We start from the raw sequence: 12,706 nt of genomic DNA on the forward strand, positions 1-12,706 counted from the left end.
TTAGCTTTCCTTGCGATTGATCGACAAAAGGTGTTTGAGTTTGACTGAAGGAGTTTTTATGAATAAGCAGCGACGAGATGTAATAAAGTACTCGGCCATATTTGGATTGATGGCTGCAGCAGGTTTAATTAGCGAGGCGCAAGCTCAAGCTTGGAATAAAGCTGCTTTTGAGGGCAAAAGCCTTGACGATGTTTTTAAGGTACTCGGCAGTGCTCCAGAAAAATCGGGCGCCGTAACGTTAAATGCCCCTGATATTGCTGAAAATGGCGCGGTTGTACCCGTGGGCATTTCTACTACCTTGAAGGCAGATCAATTGGCTATTTTGGTAGAAAAAAATCCTAGTGCTTTGGCAGCCTTATTTTTTATTCCTGCTGGTACAGAGCCGTTTGTGACAACCCGCATCAAAATGGGTCAAACTTCTAATGTCTATGCACTAGCAAAGGCAGACGGTAAGTGGTTGATGTCTTCTAAAGAAGTAAAAGTGACTTTGGGTGGCTGCGGCGGTTAAACCCAATGTCGATGAATAAAGCAATACAGATTATTACTAATGGGGATTTTCCCTTAAAAGATTAAGGAGCAATAATGGCTGATCCAATGCGCGTAAGAGCAACCGAAAGCGGTGGCGTAGTTGATGTAAAAATTTTAATGAAGCATGATATGGAATCAGGTCAGCGGAAAGATGCTGCCGGCAAAATCATTCCAGCGTGGTTTATTAGTACTCTAAACGTAAAGGCGCAAGGTAACGACGTATTTAATGCTCAGTTTGGGCCTGCAGTATCCAAAGACCCCTTTTTGAATTTTAAATATAAAGGCGCTAAGGGTGACAAGCTTGTAGTTAGTTGGGTTGATAGTAAGGGTGATAAACGTACTGATGAGGCAACCGTCGCTTAGGTTTTGTATTGCTTTCCAATAATAACAAGGGATAAAAGCCATGAGACAGCATTTTTCGCTGAGTTGTAAATTCGGGTATGCAATATTGTTTAGTGCCTTAGCCACCCTTGCACTGGTAAAGACGGTGCAAGCGCAAACCGCAAGCGAGGGCATTGCTAAATACCGCGAAATGATTGCCGATGGCAATCCTTCTGAGCTCTATGAAGCGGCAGGGGAAGAATTATGGAAAAAGCCTATGGGCCCAAAAAATGCCACTTTAGAGCAGTGTGATTTGGGTCTTGGCCCTGGCGTGGTTGCGGGTGCTGCGGCACAGTTACCGCGATATTTTAAAGATAGTAATCGCGTACAAGATCTCGAGTCGCGACTGATGACTTGTCGAGAGAAATTGCAGGGCATCGATCCACAAGCCACTATTGATGCCCCATTTCAGGTGGGCCCCAAAAAAGAAATGGAAGCTTTGGTCGCTTATGTAGTCACCCTCTCAAAAGGTAAAAAAATTAATGTCAGCACCACCCATCCGAAAGAAAAAGAAATGATGGCTTTAGGCAAGCGCGCTTTTTTCTTTGAGGGTGGACCGATGGATTTTTCTTGTGCCTCTTGTCATGGAGAAAATGGTAAACGAATTCGCTTACAAGACTTGCCTAATTTGACTACTCAAGCTGGGGCGGCCTTGGGTTGGGGATCTTGGCCTGCGTATCGTGTTTCTAGTGGTCAATTTTGGACAATGCAACAACGTTTAAATGATTGTTATCGGCAGCAACGTTTTCCCTTCCCAATTTATGGCTCGGATGTGACGATTGCTTTATCCATGTATATGGCAGCTACAGCTAATGGGGGAATTGTGCAAACCCCAGGCTTAAAACGATAAGAATGGAACTCAAAATGAACTATGTAAAACATAAAAATATGCGCACATTAGTTAGCTCAGCCCTGCTATTGAGTGCTACCGTATTGGGTTTCCTGAGTTTTTCAGGCATCGCCTTAGCGCAACAAAAGGCTGACCCAGCATTTCAGAAAATGATGCAAAGCGGCTTTAAGGCTGATGGTATAGCAGGCTTAGACCGAATACAGCAAGACGAAACGCAGGCTTTTTGCTCTGATCCAGTCTTTGCTAACGGCAATAGTAAGGCAGCTACCGCTAAACGTGAAGCGATTCAAAAATTGAATATGGCTGAAATTCAACAACCTACAGACGGTAAATATGTGGGCGATTGGAAAAAGGGTGAAGCGATTGCGCAAAGTGGTCGTGGTGCTACTTGGACCGATACTGCGACAACCCCTGTGGGCGGAGGTTGTTATAACTGCCATGAAATTAATAAAAAAGAAATTTCTTATGGCAATCTTGGACCTAGTCTATGGAACTACGGTAAGTCGCGGGGCTATTCGAAAGAAATGATGGTGTACACCTGGAATCGGATTAATAATTCGAAGGCTTATAACGCTTGCAGCAATATGCCGCGCTTTGCGCATTTTAAATTACTGAATGAAAAACAAATGCAAGATTTAATGGCTTTGTTATTAGATCCAGAATCGCCAGTTAATCAATAAGGTTTTATGTCAATTCATCGTCGCGAGTTTTTGCAGGCGCTAGCTATAGCTGCTGCAGGTGGAATGGGTTTAAGTGCTAATTTAGCTAGCGCACAAACTGCTGCAAAAAAATTCTATGATTTACCAGCCTTTGGTAACGTCCATTTATTACACTTTACCGATTGTCATGCGCAGCTTTTGCCAATTTATTTTCGCGAACCCAATGTGAATTTAGGTATTGGTCCGCAGGCTGGGCAGATGCCCCATTTAGTGGGCGATTATTTTCTAAAGGCCAATGGCATTGCAGCGGGAACACCCGATGCCCATGCCTTTACTTACCTAGACTTTAGTGCCGCTGCACAAAACTACGGGAAGATGGGTGGCTTTGCTTATCTTTCTTCCTTAATTCAGCAAATGAAAGCCTCTCGTCCCAATGCGCTGCTATTGGACGGCGGTGACACTTGGCAGGGTTCGGGAACAGCCTTGTGGACCAACGGCCAAGATATGGTTGATGCCTCCTTGGCGCTTGGGGTTGATGTCATGACGGCGCATTGGGAAATGACCTTAGGCGAAAAACGCGTCTTAGAAATTGTTGAAAAAGATTTTCGAAATAAAGTTTCTTTCTTGGCCCAAAACATTAAAACAGCAGATTTTGGGGATGACGTTTTTAGCCCCTATGTCATTCGACAAATGAATGGCGTTTCAGTTGCCATTATTGGTCAAGCGTTTCCCTACACACCAATTGCAAACCCACGTTATTTTGTACCTAACTGGACCTTTGGTATTCAAGAGGAAAATTTACAGAAAAATATTAATGAGGCGGTTGGTAAAGGGGCAAAAGTAGTCGTCTTGCTTTCACACAATGGGATGGATGTCGATTTAAAATTAGCCTCGCGGGTTACTGGTTTACATGCCATTTTAGGTGGCCATACCCATGATGGTGTGCCAATTCCGGTGAAGGTGAAAAATAGCTCGGGCGTAACATTGGTGACTAATGCCGGATCGAATGGAAAATACCTCGGTGTTTTAGATTTCGATGTGAAGGGCGGGAAGCCAGTTGATTTTCGTTATAAATTATTACCAATCTTCTCAAATTTATTACCTGCCGATGCCGGCATGAGTCAATTAATTCAAAAAATTCGTGCTCCATTTGAAGTTAAATTAGCTGAAAAATTAGCCGTAACTGACGCTTTACTCTACCGCCGAGGTAACTTCAACGGCAGTTTTGATCAAGTGATTTTAAATGGTCTAATGAGCCAAAAGAATGCAGAAATTGCCTTTTCACCCGGGTTCCGTTGGGGCACTTCATTGCTACCAGGGCAAACGATTACGATGGAAAATTTACTCGATCAAACAGCGATTACTTATCCCTACACTACCGTTTCCAATATGACGGGAGAAACGATTAAAAATGTTTTAGAAGATGTGGCGGATAATTTATTCAACCCGGACCCTTATTACCAGCAGGGCGGAGATATGGTGCGAGTTGGTGGGTTACAGTACACCATCGATCCAGCTGCATCCATGGGTGGCCGTATTTCAAATATGCGCTTGAATGGCAAGCCACTTGACGCTGATAAATCTTACCGCGTAGCGGGATGGGCGCCAGTTAGCGAAGACTCTAAAAATCTCGGCGGCGAGCCAATTTGGGATGTGATTGCGCGGCATTTACGCGAAATGAAAACAATTAAAGCGGTTAAATTGAATGAGCCCGAAGTTAAGGGTGTAAGCAATAACCCTGGGATGGTGATTTTAAATTAGTAGTCACAATCAAGCGAGCAAATTTATTAGCGTAGGCCTAAAGGATAATGATGAAATATAAATTTACTACTGCCGTATTGCTCACGCTCGTTTTAACTTTTGCTGCGCTGGGTTCTCAGCTCAGTTTTGCACAAAGCGCCAATACCCCAACTCAAGTGGTATATCACGTTGATGATGCTGAAACCCAAGGACTAAAAGCCCTGCGTAATATTCGCAACCATTTGGATACTGCACCAAGCACTAAAATTATCATGGTAACGCACGCTAACGGAGTTGATATCTTGATGGAAGGCGCTAAGGATAAGAAAAATAATGTTGAATATGCGCCCTTAATTGGAGCATTAAAGTCGCGGGGAGTGCGGTTTGAGGTTTGTGAAATTACTTTAAAAAATCGCAATTTAAAAAAAGATCAATTCATTCTCGATGCTGACTTCACCCCTTCGGGTGTGGTGCGAATAGCCGATCTTCAGGCAAAAGATCATTTTGCTTACATTAAGCCGTAATTACGGCGTTTTATTCCTGGGTTTATTTTGCCAGTTAGCACTGGCGCAGGGTCACAGACTCATTGATGTAAGCGATACGGTGCCGAATCAAATTCAACCTATTGAAGTCGCTAAACAAGTTTATTTTGTACAGGGCTTGCCTGAAATGGGCAGCGCCAAAAATCAAAACTTTATTTCTAATGCCGGTTTTGTGATTACGCCCAAGGGAGTGGTGGTCATTGACGCCTTAGGCTCGCCTATCTTAGCTGAGCAATTACTGCAAAAAATTAAGCTGCTTACTCCGCAGAAAGTAGTCGCTGTTATCGTAACGCACTATCATGCCGATCATATTTATGGTTTACAGGTTTTTCGTAATGCTGGCGCAGTTATTTATGCCAATGAAAATGGCAAGTTGTATTTAACTGCAGATGCAGCGCAGCAGCGTTTAATTAGTTCGCGTCAAGATTTTGCCCCATGGGTAAATCAAAATACGCAATTGATTGCGGCCGATCATTGGGTCAAAGATCGCTTTACGTTGGTAGTGGGAGGAGTAGAGTTTTTATTAATAAGAGCCGGGCCGGCACACACAGCTGAAGATCTTCTGGTCTACGTACCAAGCAAAAAAGTGCTTTTTGTTGGCGATCTGGTTTTTAATGGGCGTATTCCATTTGTAGGTAATGCAGATAGCCAGCGGTGGATCGCGTCTTTGCAACAAATTGAAAAACTACAAGCCGCAATTATTGTGCCTGGCCATGGAGCATATTCTAATAACCCGCCGCGTGATATCGCCTTTACAAGCGAGTATTTGCGTTATTTACGTCACTCCATGGCGCCTGCAGCGCGAAATTTAGACTCCTTTGATGAGGCCTATCAAGCCACCAATTGGGGGGAGTATGAGGGTATGCCATTGTTTCGTGCTGCTAATCGCATGAATGCGTATAACGTTTATCTCTCCATCCAAGAGGAGTAAATTCCTTTAAAATAGCGCCATGATCGGTTTTCGCGCTAAATCTCCTTTTCAGCTTTTTTTTAAAACAATGTGTTTTTTTATTGGCATTTTTTCTGCTAATGCTTTTTGTTTTGCTGCAGATACCGCCCTCAAAAATGGCAAGCTCATTGAAGAAACAAAATGCTATGCCTGCCATGCAAAAAAATCGGGCTTTGGTAATGGCGATATGATTTATACCCGTAATGATCGCAAGGTGGAGAGTTATTCACGCCTCAAAGCAATGGTCGCAATTTGTAATAGCGAACTACGACTCGATTTATTTCCTGAAGACGAGGCTGATGTTGCACAATATTTAAATCATCAGTTTTATCGTTTTAAGAATAATTAAGTAAGAATAACTAAACTAGTGCCAAATTCCAGCGATCTACTTCACCTTAGCCAACATATTTTATGGCTAACTTTGGCAGTCACAATTTTACTGGGCGCATTAATGCAATGGTCGAGCTTTTGTACCATGGGCGCGGTATCCGATATCTTGGTCATGGCGGATTACACGCGTATGCGGCAGTGGTCTTTGGCAATTGGCGTGGCTATTGTGGGGGTGGCGGTTTTAGCTGCGCAAGGCTATATCGATCCGAGTAAATCTGTTTATACCAGCAATCGCTTGCTTTATTTATCGACTATTATTGGCAGCCTTTGCTTTGGTTTTGGCATGGTCCTTGCATCTGGTTGCGGTAGTAAAACCCTGATTCGCATTGGCGGCGGTAATTTAAAGTCCGTCGTGGTTTTTTTTGTGCTGGGCTTGGTTTCCTACATGACTTTAAAGGGGCTCTTGGCAGTATTGCGCGTAAATACTATCGACACCTGGTTTATTTCCCTAAGCACTGCACAAGATCTACCCAGTATTTTTGCTGCCCAAACCAGTATGGCTAAAACCCATTTGCAACTGATTTTAGGATTGCTGATCGGCGGTGGATTTATTCTGTTCGCTTTGCTAAAAAAATCGTTTTGGCAAATCGATAATCTGTTGGCTGGGGCTGGGGTTGGATTGGCGATTGTTGCTATTTGGTGGGTTTCTGGCTATCTCGGCTATATTGCTGAAGATCCCAAGACCCTAGAGGAAGTATTTTTAGCGACGAATTCTGGGCGCATGGAAAGCCTTTCTTTTGTTGCGCCATATGCTTACACTCTCGACTGGTTGATTTTATTTAGCGATACCTCGAAGGTCTTAACACTTGGAATTGTGGCGGTTGGTGGCATGATCATTGGCGCTTTTCTTAGTGCTGTACTCACCAAAACATTTCGTTGGGAAACCTTTCATGGGGTCGAAGATACGGGCAATCATTTGCTGGGCGGCGCTTTAATGGGTTTTGGCGGGGTTACTGCCCTTGGCTGCACGATTGGTCAAGGTTTAACTGGGATATCAACACTCGCGCTTAGCGCTTTTTTAGCCTTGCCTGGTTTTATTGGTGGGGCGTGTCTAGGTCTGTGGTATTTGCAGTGGCGTCTTGAGCGCCAGGCCAACTAAAAGGTGAGGCGCTATGCACATTGATTGGACCGTATTTACACCCTTTCCCGCGTTATTAGGCGGCATCATTTTGGGTCTTGCTGCCGCACTGTATATTCATTTGCATGGGCGAATTTTAGGGGTTAGCGGCATTGTGGGTGGTTTGACTAAACCCGAGGCGGGCGATTGGCTTTGGCGTCTTAGTTTTGTGTTTGGTTTATTGTCAAGCCCGCTGTGGGCCAGTTTAATTTTTGATGTGCGAGCCATCGTGGTCATTGATGCAGGTTGGGGCGCATTAATTGTGGCCGGCCTCTTGGTGGGCTTTGGTGCTAGTTATGGTGCGGGGTGCACCAGTGGGCATGGTATTTGTGGGATTTCACGACTATCCTTAAGCTCTTTAGTGGCGACGATCACTTTTATGTGCACCGGCTTTCTAACCGTTTTTCTCCTGCGCCATGTTTTTTAGGTGGTCTTGGGGAGCGCAATGATGAAACGTCATTTTGGACTACTTAGTCAAGTTGCCATCGGCGTTATTTTTGGTTTAGGCCTGATTATTTCTGGCATGACTAACCCGCAGAAAATTCTGCAATTTCTTGATCTCACTGGCAACTGGGATCCGAGCTTAATTTTCGTGATGTTGGGTGGTATTTTGGTGGGTTTAGCCGCTTTTTATCTCGCCCGTAAACGCACTGAAGCATGGTTTGGTGGGCTGATTCAGTGGCCCAAAACTAGCCCAATCGACCGCCATTTAGTCATTGGCAGCGGGTTATTTGGCATCGGTTGGGGAATTGCGGGATTTTGCCCAGGACCTGCTATCGTTGCCTTAGGGTCTGGGCATGCCAAGGCCTTGGTTTTTACCGTCATGATGTTCATCGGCATGCTGATTTATCAGTACCTAGGCAGCCAAATCAAAAAACGTCTACATTAATTACATTAAATGCTTTTTAAGAGGTTGAAATGAGTCTTGGAATTGCTTGTCATAATGCATTATTTGGTACGGTTGGACAAATTGCGCCAGCTGATTTAGCAGAAATTGCCGCTCAGGGCTACAAGAGCGTAATTAATAACCGACCTGACTACGAGGAGGGCCCCGAGCAACCCCCTCATGAAGCGATTCAAGCTGAGGCCTTAAAACTCGGCTTAAATTATGCCTTTTTACCCGTTGTTAGTGGTGCGATTACGCTTGCACAGGTTGAGGAAATGGCTGGCTTACTGAAAACCCTGCCAGAACCTATTCTGGCTTTTTGTCGCTCGGGCGCCCGTTCAACTAATCTATATCAAATGGCGGTGCATCTCAATCAAGAGCGCAGTTAAATGCCCGATTTGTTAAATGCCACAGAGCGGCGCGCCTTAGCAACGAGTTATCCTGCCTGGCAGCTACTCACAGAGCGCGACGCAATGAGCCGCACCTTTTTGTTTGCTAATTTTGAAGCTGCATTTCGCTTTATGCAAGGTTGTGCTGTTTATGCTGAGCAAATCGACCATCATCCCGAGTGGTTGAATGTTTGGAATCGTGTTGAGGTGGTCTTAACTACGCATAGTGCAGGCGGCTTAACTCAACTTGATCTGCAACTAGCTCAATGGATGGATCAAACTGCTAGTGCAATTGGCTTGCAGCCGCCGAAATCATAAAATGCGTACTTGGTTCATGAAGCGTAATTGTTCATTTACGCCACGGCAACTCAGCTATTTCTACTTTTCTTTGGCTGCCTTTTCATTAATAGTGGGCAGCTATTTTTTATGGCAAGGGATATGGGTCATTATTTGCTTTACTTTGCTTGAATTGACCCTGGTTGCAATTGCTTTACTGGTTTATTCGCGTCATGCGCTTGATTATGAAAAAATTTCAGTAGATGGCGATCTGCTCATTTATGAAAAGAGCTGGGGTGGCCAAGTTAGCTGTCACCAATGGAATGCCCGCTGGGTACAATTAATTCATCTGCATAATGATCCCAATCAATTGGCTTTGCGTTACGGCAATGAAAAAAAGCCCATTGGTGTCTTTTTACGTGCTATCGATCGGCCCCGTTTTGAGCATGATTTACGCCTGCATCTTACTTAACTCGATCGTAATTAAAGGCTTTTATGAGAATTGAAATACCCGAGAACAAGCGCTTTGTTCATGAATCGACGATGGACATTCGCTGGGGCGATATGGATGCATTTCAGCATGTCAATAACACCCTTTATTTTCGTTATATGGAGCAATCCCGCATCGACTGGATTGTTTCTTTAGGATTTACGAATATGGTGGATAAGGAGGCCTTATTGATGGTAAATGGCTTCTGTAATTTTTATGCGCAATTATCCTTTCCTGGAACCTTGATTGTGCAAACCTTTATTGGCAATATTGGAAAATCGAGTATTGATTTGTATAACACCATTGCCTTGGCGAATGCGCCAGAAGCGATTTGTGCAGCCGGCGGAGCCACGATGGTATGGGTCGATTTAGCGACCAATAAATCCCGTCCTTGGCCCGAGCATATTTTAAAAATATTGCAATAACAATATTCCCAGAGCGTGTCTAAATTGTTGCTGGAACCGATGGTTGATTTTTCGCAATACGATGCCATTATTGACACACGATCTCCGGCTGAATTTGCCCTCGATCATATTCCTGGCGCGATTAATTACCCGGTCTTAAATAACGAGGAACGGGCCCGAATTGGCACGATTTATAAAAACGATTCAGCGTTTGCCGCTAAAAAAATTGGCGCGGCTTTGGTAGCACGGAATATTTCAGCCCACTTAGAAAATCATTTTTTAGCCTTTCCTTATAGTTGGCGCCCCCTGATTTACTGTTGGCGGGGAGGCGAACGAAGCGGTGCATTTACCTTGATTCTGCAGCGCATTGGCTGGAAGGCCGATCAATTGGTGGGCGGTTACCAAGCTTTCAGGCGCCACGTTATTAGTGAGCTCAATGATTTTGCTAGCCAGTTTTCTTTTATCGTTATCTGCGGCATGACAGGAACCGGAAAAACCCGTCTATTGGCTGAATTACAAGGGCGTCAGTTGCAAGTACTTGATCTAGAGGGCTTAGCGGTACATCGGGGCTCGGTCTTGGGTCATCATCCAGAAGCCCCGCAACCGAGTCAAAAAAGTTTTGAAACTGCCCTATGGAATACCTTGCGTTTATTCGACCCAAGCAAGCCAGTTTATGTTGAATCGGAAAGTAAAAAAGTAGGGGGCTTGCATATTCCCGACCCCTTAATGGCGCGAATTCGGGCTGGCGAGTGTATTGAGATTCAGGCTGAGATTACGTTGCGGGTGCAATGGTTAATGGAACAATATCCGCATTTTTTAGTCGATGTTCCTGCTTTAGAGGCGCAGCTCATTAGCTTGACGGCTCGCTATGGCCGCATGCAGATTGAGGAATGGTGTGCAGCTGCTCAGGCAGGAGAGTTTGCTGAGTTAGTGCATGCCTTACTGGTGCAACATTACGATACTGCGTATCAACATTCAATTGAGCGCAATTTTACCCATTACCCCACTAAGCGCAGCTTAGATTTAGCTGCACTGAGCCCAGCCGCTTTTAGTGCCTTGGCTGATCAGGTGCTAACTTTAAAGCGCGCTTAATTAAAGGCTTGAATGCCTGTTTGGGCGCGACCTAAAATGAGGGCATGAATATCATGCGTACCTTCATAAGTGTTCACGACCTCTAAATTAAGTAAATGCCGAATCACACCATATTCATCTGAGATTCCATTGCCACCATGCATATCGCGGGCCATCCGTGCAATTTCGAGTGCTTTCCCGCAAGAATTCCGTTTCATAATTGACGTAATTTCAGGTGAAGCTAGATGTTCGTCTTTCATTCGACCCAATCTTAAACAGCCTTGTAAACCGAGGCAAATTTCAGTTTGCATATCAGCTAGCTTCTTTTGAATGAGTTGATTGGCGGCTAAAGGACGACCAAATTGAATGCGATCAAGGGTGTATTGGCGCGCCGCATGCCAACAAAATTCTGCTGCGCCTAAGGCACCCCAAGCAATACCGTAACGTGCTGAGTTTAAGCAGGTGAATGGACCTTTTAAGCCGGTAACGTGGGGTAATTCATTTTCGCTAGGAACAAACACTTTTTCCATGACGATTTCACCCGTAATGGATGCGCGTAAACCCATCTTGCCCGTAATTTTTGGCGTGCTTAAACCAGGCATGCCTTTTTCCAGAATAAAACCCCGAATCTCATCGGCATCATTTTTAGCCCAGACGACAAAGACATCAGCAATAGGTGAATTCGAAATCCACATTTTGGCCCCCGACAGCTCAAAGCCACCTGGAACGCTATGGGCCCGGGTAATCATGCCGCCCGCATCTGAGCCAAAATTGGGTTCAGTAAGACCAAAGCAACCAATCAATTCGCCAGTGGCTAACTTGGGTAAGTATTTTTGTTTTTGTTCTAAGCTACCGAATTCATTAATGGGCACCATGACTAATGAAGACTGCACGCTCATCATCGACCGGTAGCCTGAATCAACTCGCTCGATTTCGCGAGCAATTAGCCCATAGGAAACATAATTTAAATTAGCGCCGCCAAATTCTTCGGGGATGGTAATGCCGAGTAAGCCTAATTCACCCATTTCGCGGAAGATGCTGGTGTCAGCCCCTTCCCCGCGAAAATCGGCTTGGATACGGGGTGCGAGACGTCCTTGTGCATACTCAAAGGCAGCTTCGCGTACCATGCGCTCTTCGGTCGTGAGTTGCTGGTCTAACAGCAGGGGGTCGGCCCAATTAAATGGGGTTTTACTCATATCTTTGACTCACTTTTTAGGCTTTGAAATAGGGCTGGGCAAAACCAACCAATTAGCACTATTCTAGTCAATTACTGACTAAAGTATTTTGCTGGGCTCTTCACCTTGGAAAAAAACCCGCCACCGCGCCGCCATTATCGCTACTACGATTTAATCTTAGTGGCTTTTGTGGTGGTCTTGCTGTGCTCAAATTTTATTGGCGCTGGCAAAGCAGGAACCCTTGATTTACCGTTCTTTGGTCCCGTTATCTTTGGTGCCGGGGTGCTTTTTTTTCCTATTGCCTACTTTTTTGGCGACATTCTGACGGAGGTGTATGGCTATGCCTATGATCGGCGTGCCGTCTGGGCTGGCTTTGCCGCCTTAATTTTTGCAGCAATTATGGCGCAAGTGGTAATTGCTTTACCGATTGCCCCAGGCTCTTATATGGCGAATTATCAACAGGGCTTAGAGACCGTCTTTGGTAATTCATGGCGCATTGCCTTAGCATCGATTAGTGCCTTTTGGTGTGGTAGTTTTGCTAATGCCTTTATTATGGCAAAGTTGAAAATTGCCACCGCCGGACGTTTTTTATGGTTGCGGGCAATTGGCTCAACCGCAGTTGGCGAGTTAATCGATTCATCGCTATTTTATCTGCTAGCGTTTTATGGTATTTGGCCGCTCGCTGAATTGCTGCAAATTGCCTTAGCGCAGTATGTGCTAAAAACCAGTTGGGAAGTGCTAGCAACCCCGCTGACGTATTGGGTAGTTAATTTTTTAAAACGTAAAGAACATGAAGATTATTATGATATTCATACTAATTTCACCCCCTTTCGCATGCGCGTTGACCGCTAGGAGAAGC

Annotated in this window: 18 protein-coding genes; 17 read left to right on the top strand and 1 reads right to left on the bottom strand. The window is 44.8% G+C overall.

Going from position 1 to position 12,706, the window contains the following annotated elements:
• The first annotated feature begins 58 nt into the window (after nucleotides 1-58).
• The 16 genes from soxY to mnmH all read left to right on the top strand — a co-directional run bounded on the left by soxY (nucleotide 59) and on the right by mnmH (nucleotide 10,693).
• Nucleotides 59-508 (top strand): thiosulfate oxidation carrier protein SoxY, encoded by a 450-nt coding sequence (gene soxY, locus LZG75_RS07420; RefSeq protein WP_233923622.1) that lies wholly within the window; start codon nucleotides 59-61, stop codon nucleotides 506-508.
• A 74-nt stretch (nucleotides 509-582) separates the two neighbouring features.
• Nucleotides 583-891, top strand: a complete 309-nt coding sequence (gene soxZ, locus LZG75_RS07425; RefSeq protein ID WP_233923621.1) for a thiosulfate oxidation carrier complex protein SoxZ — start codon at nucleotides 583-585, stop codon at nucleotides 889-891.
• Between the two features lie 40 nt (nucleotides 892-931).
• Complete coding sequence (gene soxA / locus LZG75_RS07430) at nucleotides 932-1,759, top strand: sulfur oxidation c-type cytochrome SoxA (protein ID WP_233936932.1); 828 nt, start codon at nucleotides 932-934, stop codon at nucleotides 1,757-1,759.
• Nucleotides 1,760-1,773: 14 nt separating this feature from the next.
• Nucleotides 1,774-2,439, top strand: a complete 666-nt coding sequence (gene soxX, locus LZG75_RS07435; RefSeq protein ID WP_233923619.1) for a sulfur oxidation c-type cytochrome SoxX — start codon at nucleotides 1,774-1,776, stop codon at nucleotides 2,437-2,439.
• 6 nt (nucleotides 2,440-2,445) lie between these two features.
• Entirely contained in the window at nucleotides 2,446-4,179 is a 1,734-nt protein-coding gene (gene soxB, locus LZG75_RS07440) for a thiosulfohydrolase SoxB (RefSeq protein ID WP_233936942.1), read from the top strand.
• 50 nt (nucleotides 4,180-4,229) lie between these two features.
• Nucleotides 4,230-4,682, top strand: coding sequence for a DsrE family protein (locus tag LZG75_RS07445; RefSeq protein ID WP_233923617.1), 453 nt, complete (start codon nucleotides 4,230-4,232; stop codon nucleotides 4,680-4,682).
• Nucleotides 4,663-5,631 (top strand): MBL fold metallo-hydrolase, encoded by a 969-nt coding sequence (locus LZG75_RS07450; protein WP_233923616.1) that lies wholly within the window; start codon nucleotides 4,663-4,665, stop codon nucleotides 5,629-5,631. Before LZG75_RS07445 ends, LZG75_RS07450 begins: the two co-directional genes overlap by 20 nt.
• 19 nt (nucleotides 5,632-5,650) lie before the next feature.
• Nucleotides 5,651-5,998, top strand: coding sequence for a hypothetical protein (locus LZG75_RS07455; protein ID WP_233923615.1), 348 nt, complete (start codon nucleotides 5,651-5,653; stop codon nucleotides 5,996-5,998).
• Nucleotides 5,999-6,016: 18 nt separating this feature from the next.
• Nucleotides 6,017-7,138: a YeeE/YedE family protein gene (locus LZG75_RS07460; protein ID WP_233936945.1), complete on the top strand. Its 1,122-nt coding sequence runs from the start codon at nucleotides 6,017-6,019 to the stop codon at nucleotides 7,136-7,138.
• Between the two features lie 13 nt (nucleotides 7,139-7,151).
• Nucleotides 7,152-7,583 carry a YeeE/YedE family protein gene (locus LZG75_RS07465; RefSeq protein ID WP_233936947.1) on the top strand — a complete coding sequence of 144 codons (432 nt, stop codon included), beginning with the start codon at nucleotides 7,152-7,154 and terminating at the stop codon, nucleotides 7,581-7,583.
• Nucleotides 7,584-7,601: 18 nt separating this feature from the next.
• Complete coding sequence (locus tag LZG75_RS07470) at nucleotides 7,602-8,045, top strand: DUF6691 family protein (protein WP_370635398.1); 444 nt, start codon at nucleotides 7,602-7,604, stop codon at nucleotides 8,043-8,045.
• 29 nt (nucleotides 8,046-8,074) lie between these two features.
• A complete protein-coding gene (locus LZG75_RS07475) occupies nucleotides 8,075-8,431 on the top strand; it encodes a TIGR01244 family sulfur transferase (RefSeq protein WP_233923612.1) in 357 nt (118 codons plus the stop codon).
• A complete protein-coding gene (locus LZG75_RS07480; protein ID WP_233923611.1) occupies nucleotides 8,432-8,749 on the top strand; it encodes a 4a-hydroxytetrahydrobiopterin dehydratase in 318 nt (105 codons plus the stop codon). It begins immediately after the preceding gene.
• 1 nt (nucleotide 8,750) lies between these two features.
• On the top strand, nucleotides 8,751-9,179 hold the full coding sequence (locus LZG75_RS07485) for a DUF2244 domain-containing protein (protein ID WP_233936950.1): 429 nt from the start codon (nucleotides 8,751-8,753) through the stop codon (nucleotides 9,177-9,179).
• A gap of 23 nt (nucleotides 9,180-9,202) precedes the next feature.
• Nucleotides 9,203-9,622 (top strand): thioesterase family protein, encoded by a 420-nt coding sequence (locus LZG75_RS07490; protein ID WP_233936952.1) that lies wholly within the window; start codon nucleotides 9,203-9,205, stop codon nucleotides 9,620-9,622.
• A 15-nt stretch (nucleotides 9,623-9,637) separates the two neighbouring features.
• Entirely contained in the window at nucleotides 9,638-10,693 is a 1,056-nt protein-coding gene (gene mnmH, locus LZG75_RS07495) for a tRNA 2-selenouridine(34) synthase MnmH (protein ID WP_233923608.1), read from the top strand.
• On the opposite strand, the gene LZG75_RS07500 is transcribed toward mnmH, so the two are convergent.
• The gene (locus LZG75_RS07500) at nucleotides 10,690-11,868 is read right to left on the bottom strand and encodes an acyl-CoA dehydrogenase (protein ID WP_233936954.1); all 1,179 of its coding nucleotides are present in this window, start codon (nucleotides 11,866-11,868) and stop codon (nucleotides 10,690-10,692) included. The two genes, mnmH and LZG75_RS07500, sit on opposite strands and share 4 nt — an antisense overlap.
• Nucleotides 11,869-11,973: 105 nt before the next feature.
• Between LZG75_RS07500 and LZG75_RS07505 the strand changes: the two genes are divergently transcribed.
• Nucleotides 11,974-12,699: a queuosine precursor transporter gene (locus tag LZG75_RS07505; RefSeq protein ID WP_233923606.1), complete on the top strand. Its 726-nt coding sequence runs from the start codon at nucleotides 11,974-11,976 to the stop codon at nucleotides 12,697-12,699.
• Nucleotides 12,700-12,706: the final 7 nt, after the last annotated feature.

It is taken from the genome of Polynucleobacter sp. IMCC30063, from assembly GCF_021395235.1.
Lineage (GTDB): Bacteria > Pseudomonadota > Gammaproteobacteria > Burkholderiales > Burkholderiaceae > Polynucleobacter.

Excerpts from the sequence above, each read along its gene's own strand:
- soxY (WP_233923622.1), top strand. The coding sequence starts at position 59 with ATGAATAAGCAGCGACGAGATGTAATAAAGTACTCGGCCATATTTGGA.
- soxZ (WP_233923621.1), top strand. The coding sequence starts at position 583 with ATGGCTGATCCAATGCGCGTAAGAGCAACCGAAAGCGGTGGCGTAGTT.
- soxA (WP_233936932.1), top strand. The coding sequence starts at position 932 with ATGAGACAGCATTTTTCGCTGAGTTGTAAATTCGGGTATGCAATATTG.
- soxX (WP_233923619.1), top strand. The coding sequence starts at position 1,774 with ATGAACTATGTAAAACATAAAAATATGCGCACATTAGTTAGCTCAGCC.
- soxB (WP_233936942.1), top strand. The coding sequence starts at position 2,446 with ATGTCAATTCATCGTCGCGAGTTTTTGCAGGCGCTAGCTATAGCTGCT.
- LZG75_RS07445 (WP_233923617.1), top strand. The coding sequence starts at position 4,230 with ATGAAATATAAATTTACTACTGCCGTATTGCTCACGCTCGTTTTAACT.
- LZG75_RS07455 (WP_233923615.1), top strand. The coding sequence starts at position 5,651 with ATGATCGGTTTTCGCGCTAAATCTCCTTTTCAGCTTTTTTTTAAAACA.
- LZG75_RS07465 (WP_233936947.1), top strand. The coding sequence starts at position 7,152 with ATGCACATTGATTGGACCGTATTTACACCCTTTCCCGCGTTATTAGGC.
- LZG75_RS07470 (WP_370635398.1), top strand. The coding sequence starts at position 7,602 with ATGATGAAACGTCATTTTGGACTACTTAGTCAAGTTGCCATCGGCGTT.
- LZG75_RS07475 (WP_233923612.1), top strand. The coding sequence starts at position 8,075 with ATGAGTCTTGGAATTGCTTGTCATAATGCATTATTTGGTACGGTTGGA.
- LZG75_RS07480 (WP_233923611.1), top strand. The coding sequence starts at position 8,432 with ATGCCCGATTTGTTAAATGCCACAGAGCGGCGCGCCTTAGCAACGAGT.
- LZG75_RS07485 (WP_233936950.1), top strand. The coding sequence starts at position 8,751 with ATGCGTACTTGGTTCATGAAGCGTAATTGTTCATTTACGCCACGGCAA.
- LZG75_RS07490 (WP_233936952.1), top strand. The coding sequence starts at position 9,203 with ATGAGAATTGAAATACCCGAGAACAAGCGCTTTGTTCATGAATCGACG.
- LZG75_RS07500 (WP_233936954.1), bottom strand. The coding sequence starts at position 11,868 with ATGAGTAAAACCCCATTTAATTGGGCCGACCCCCTGCTGTTAGACCAG.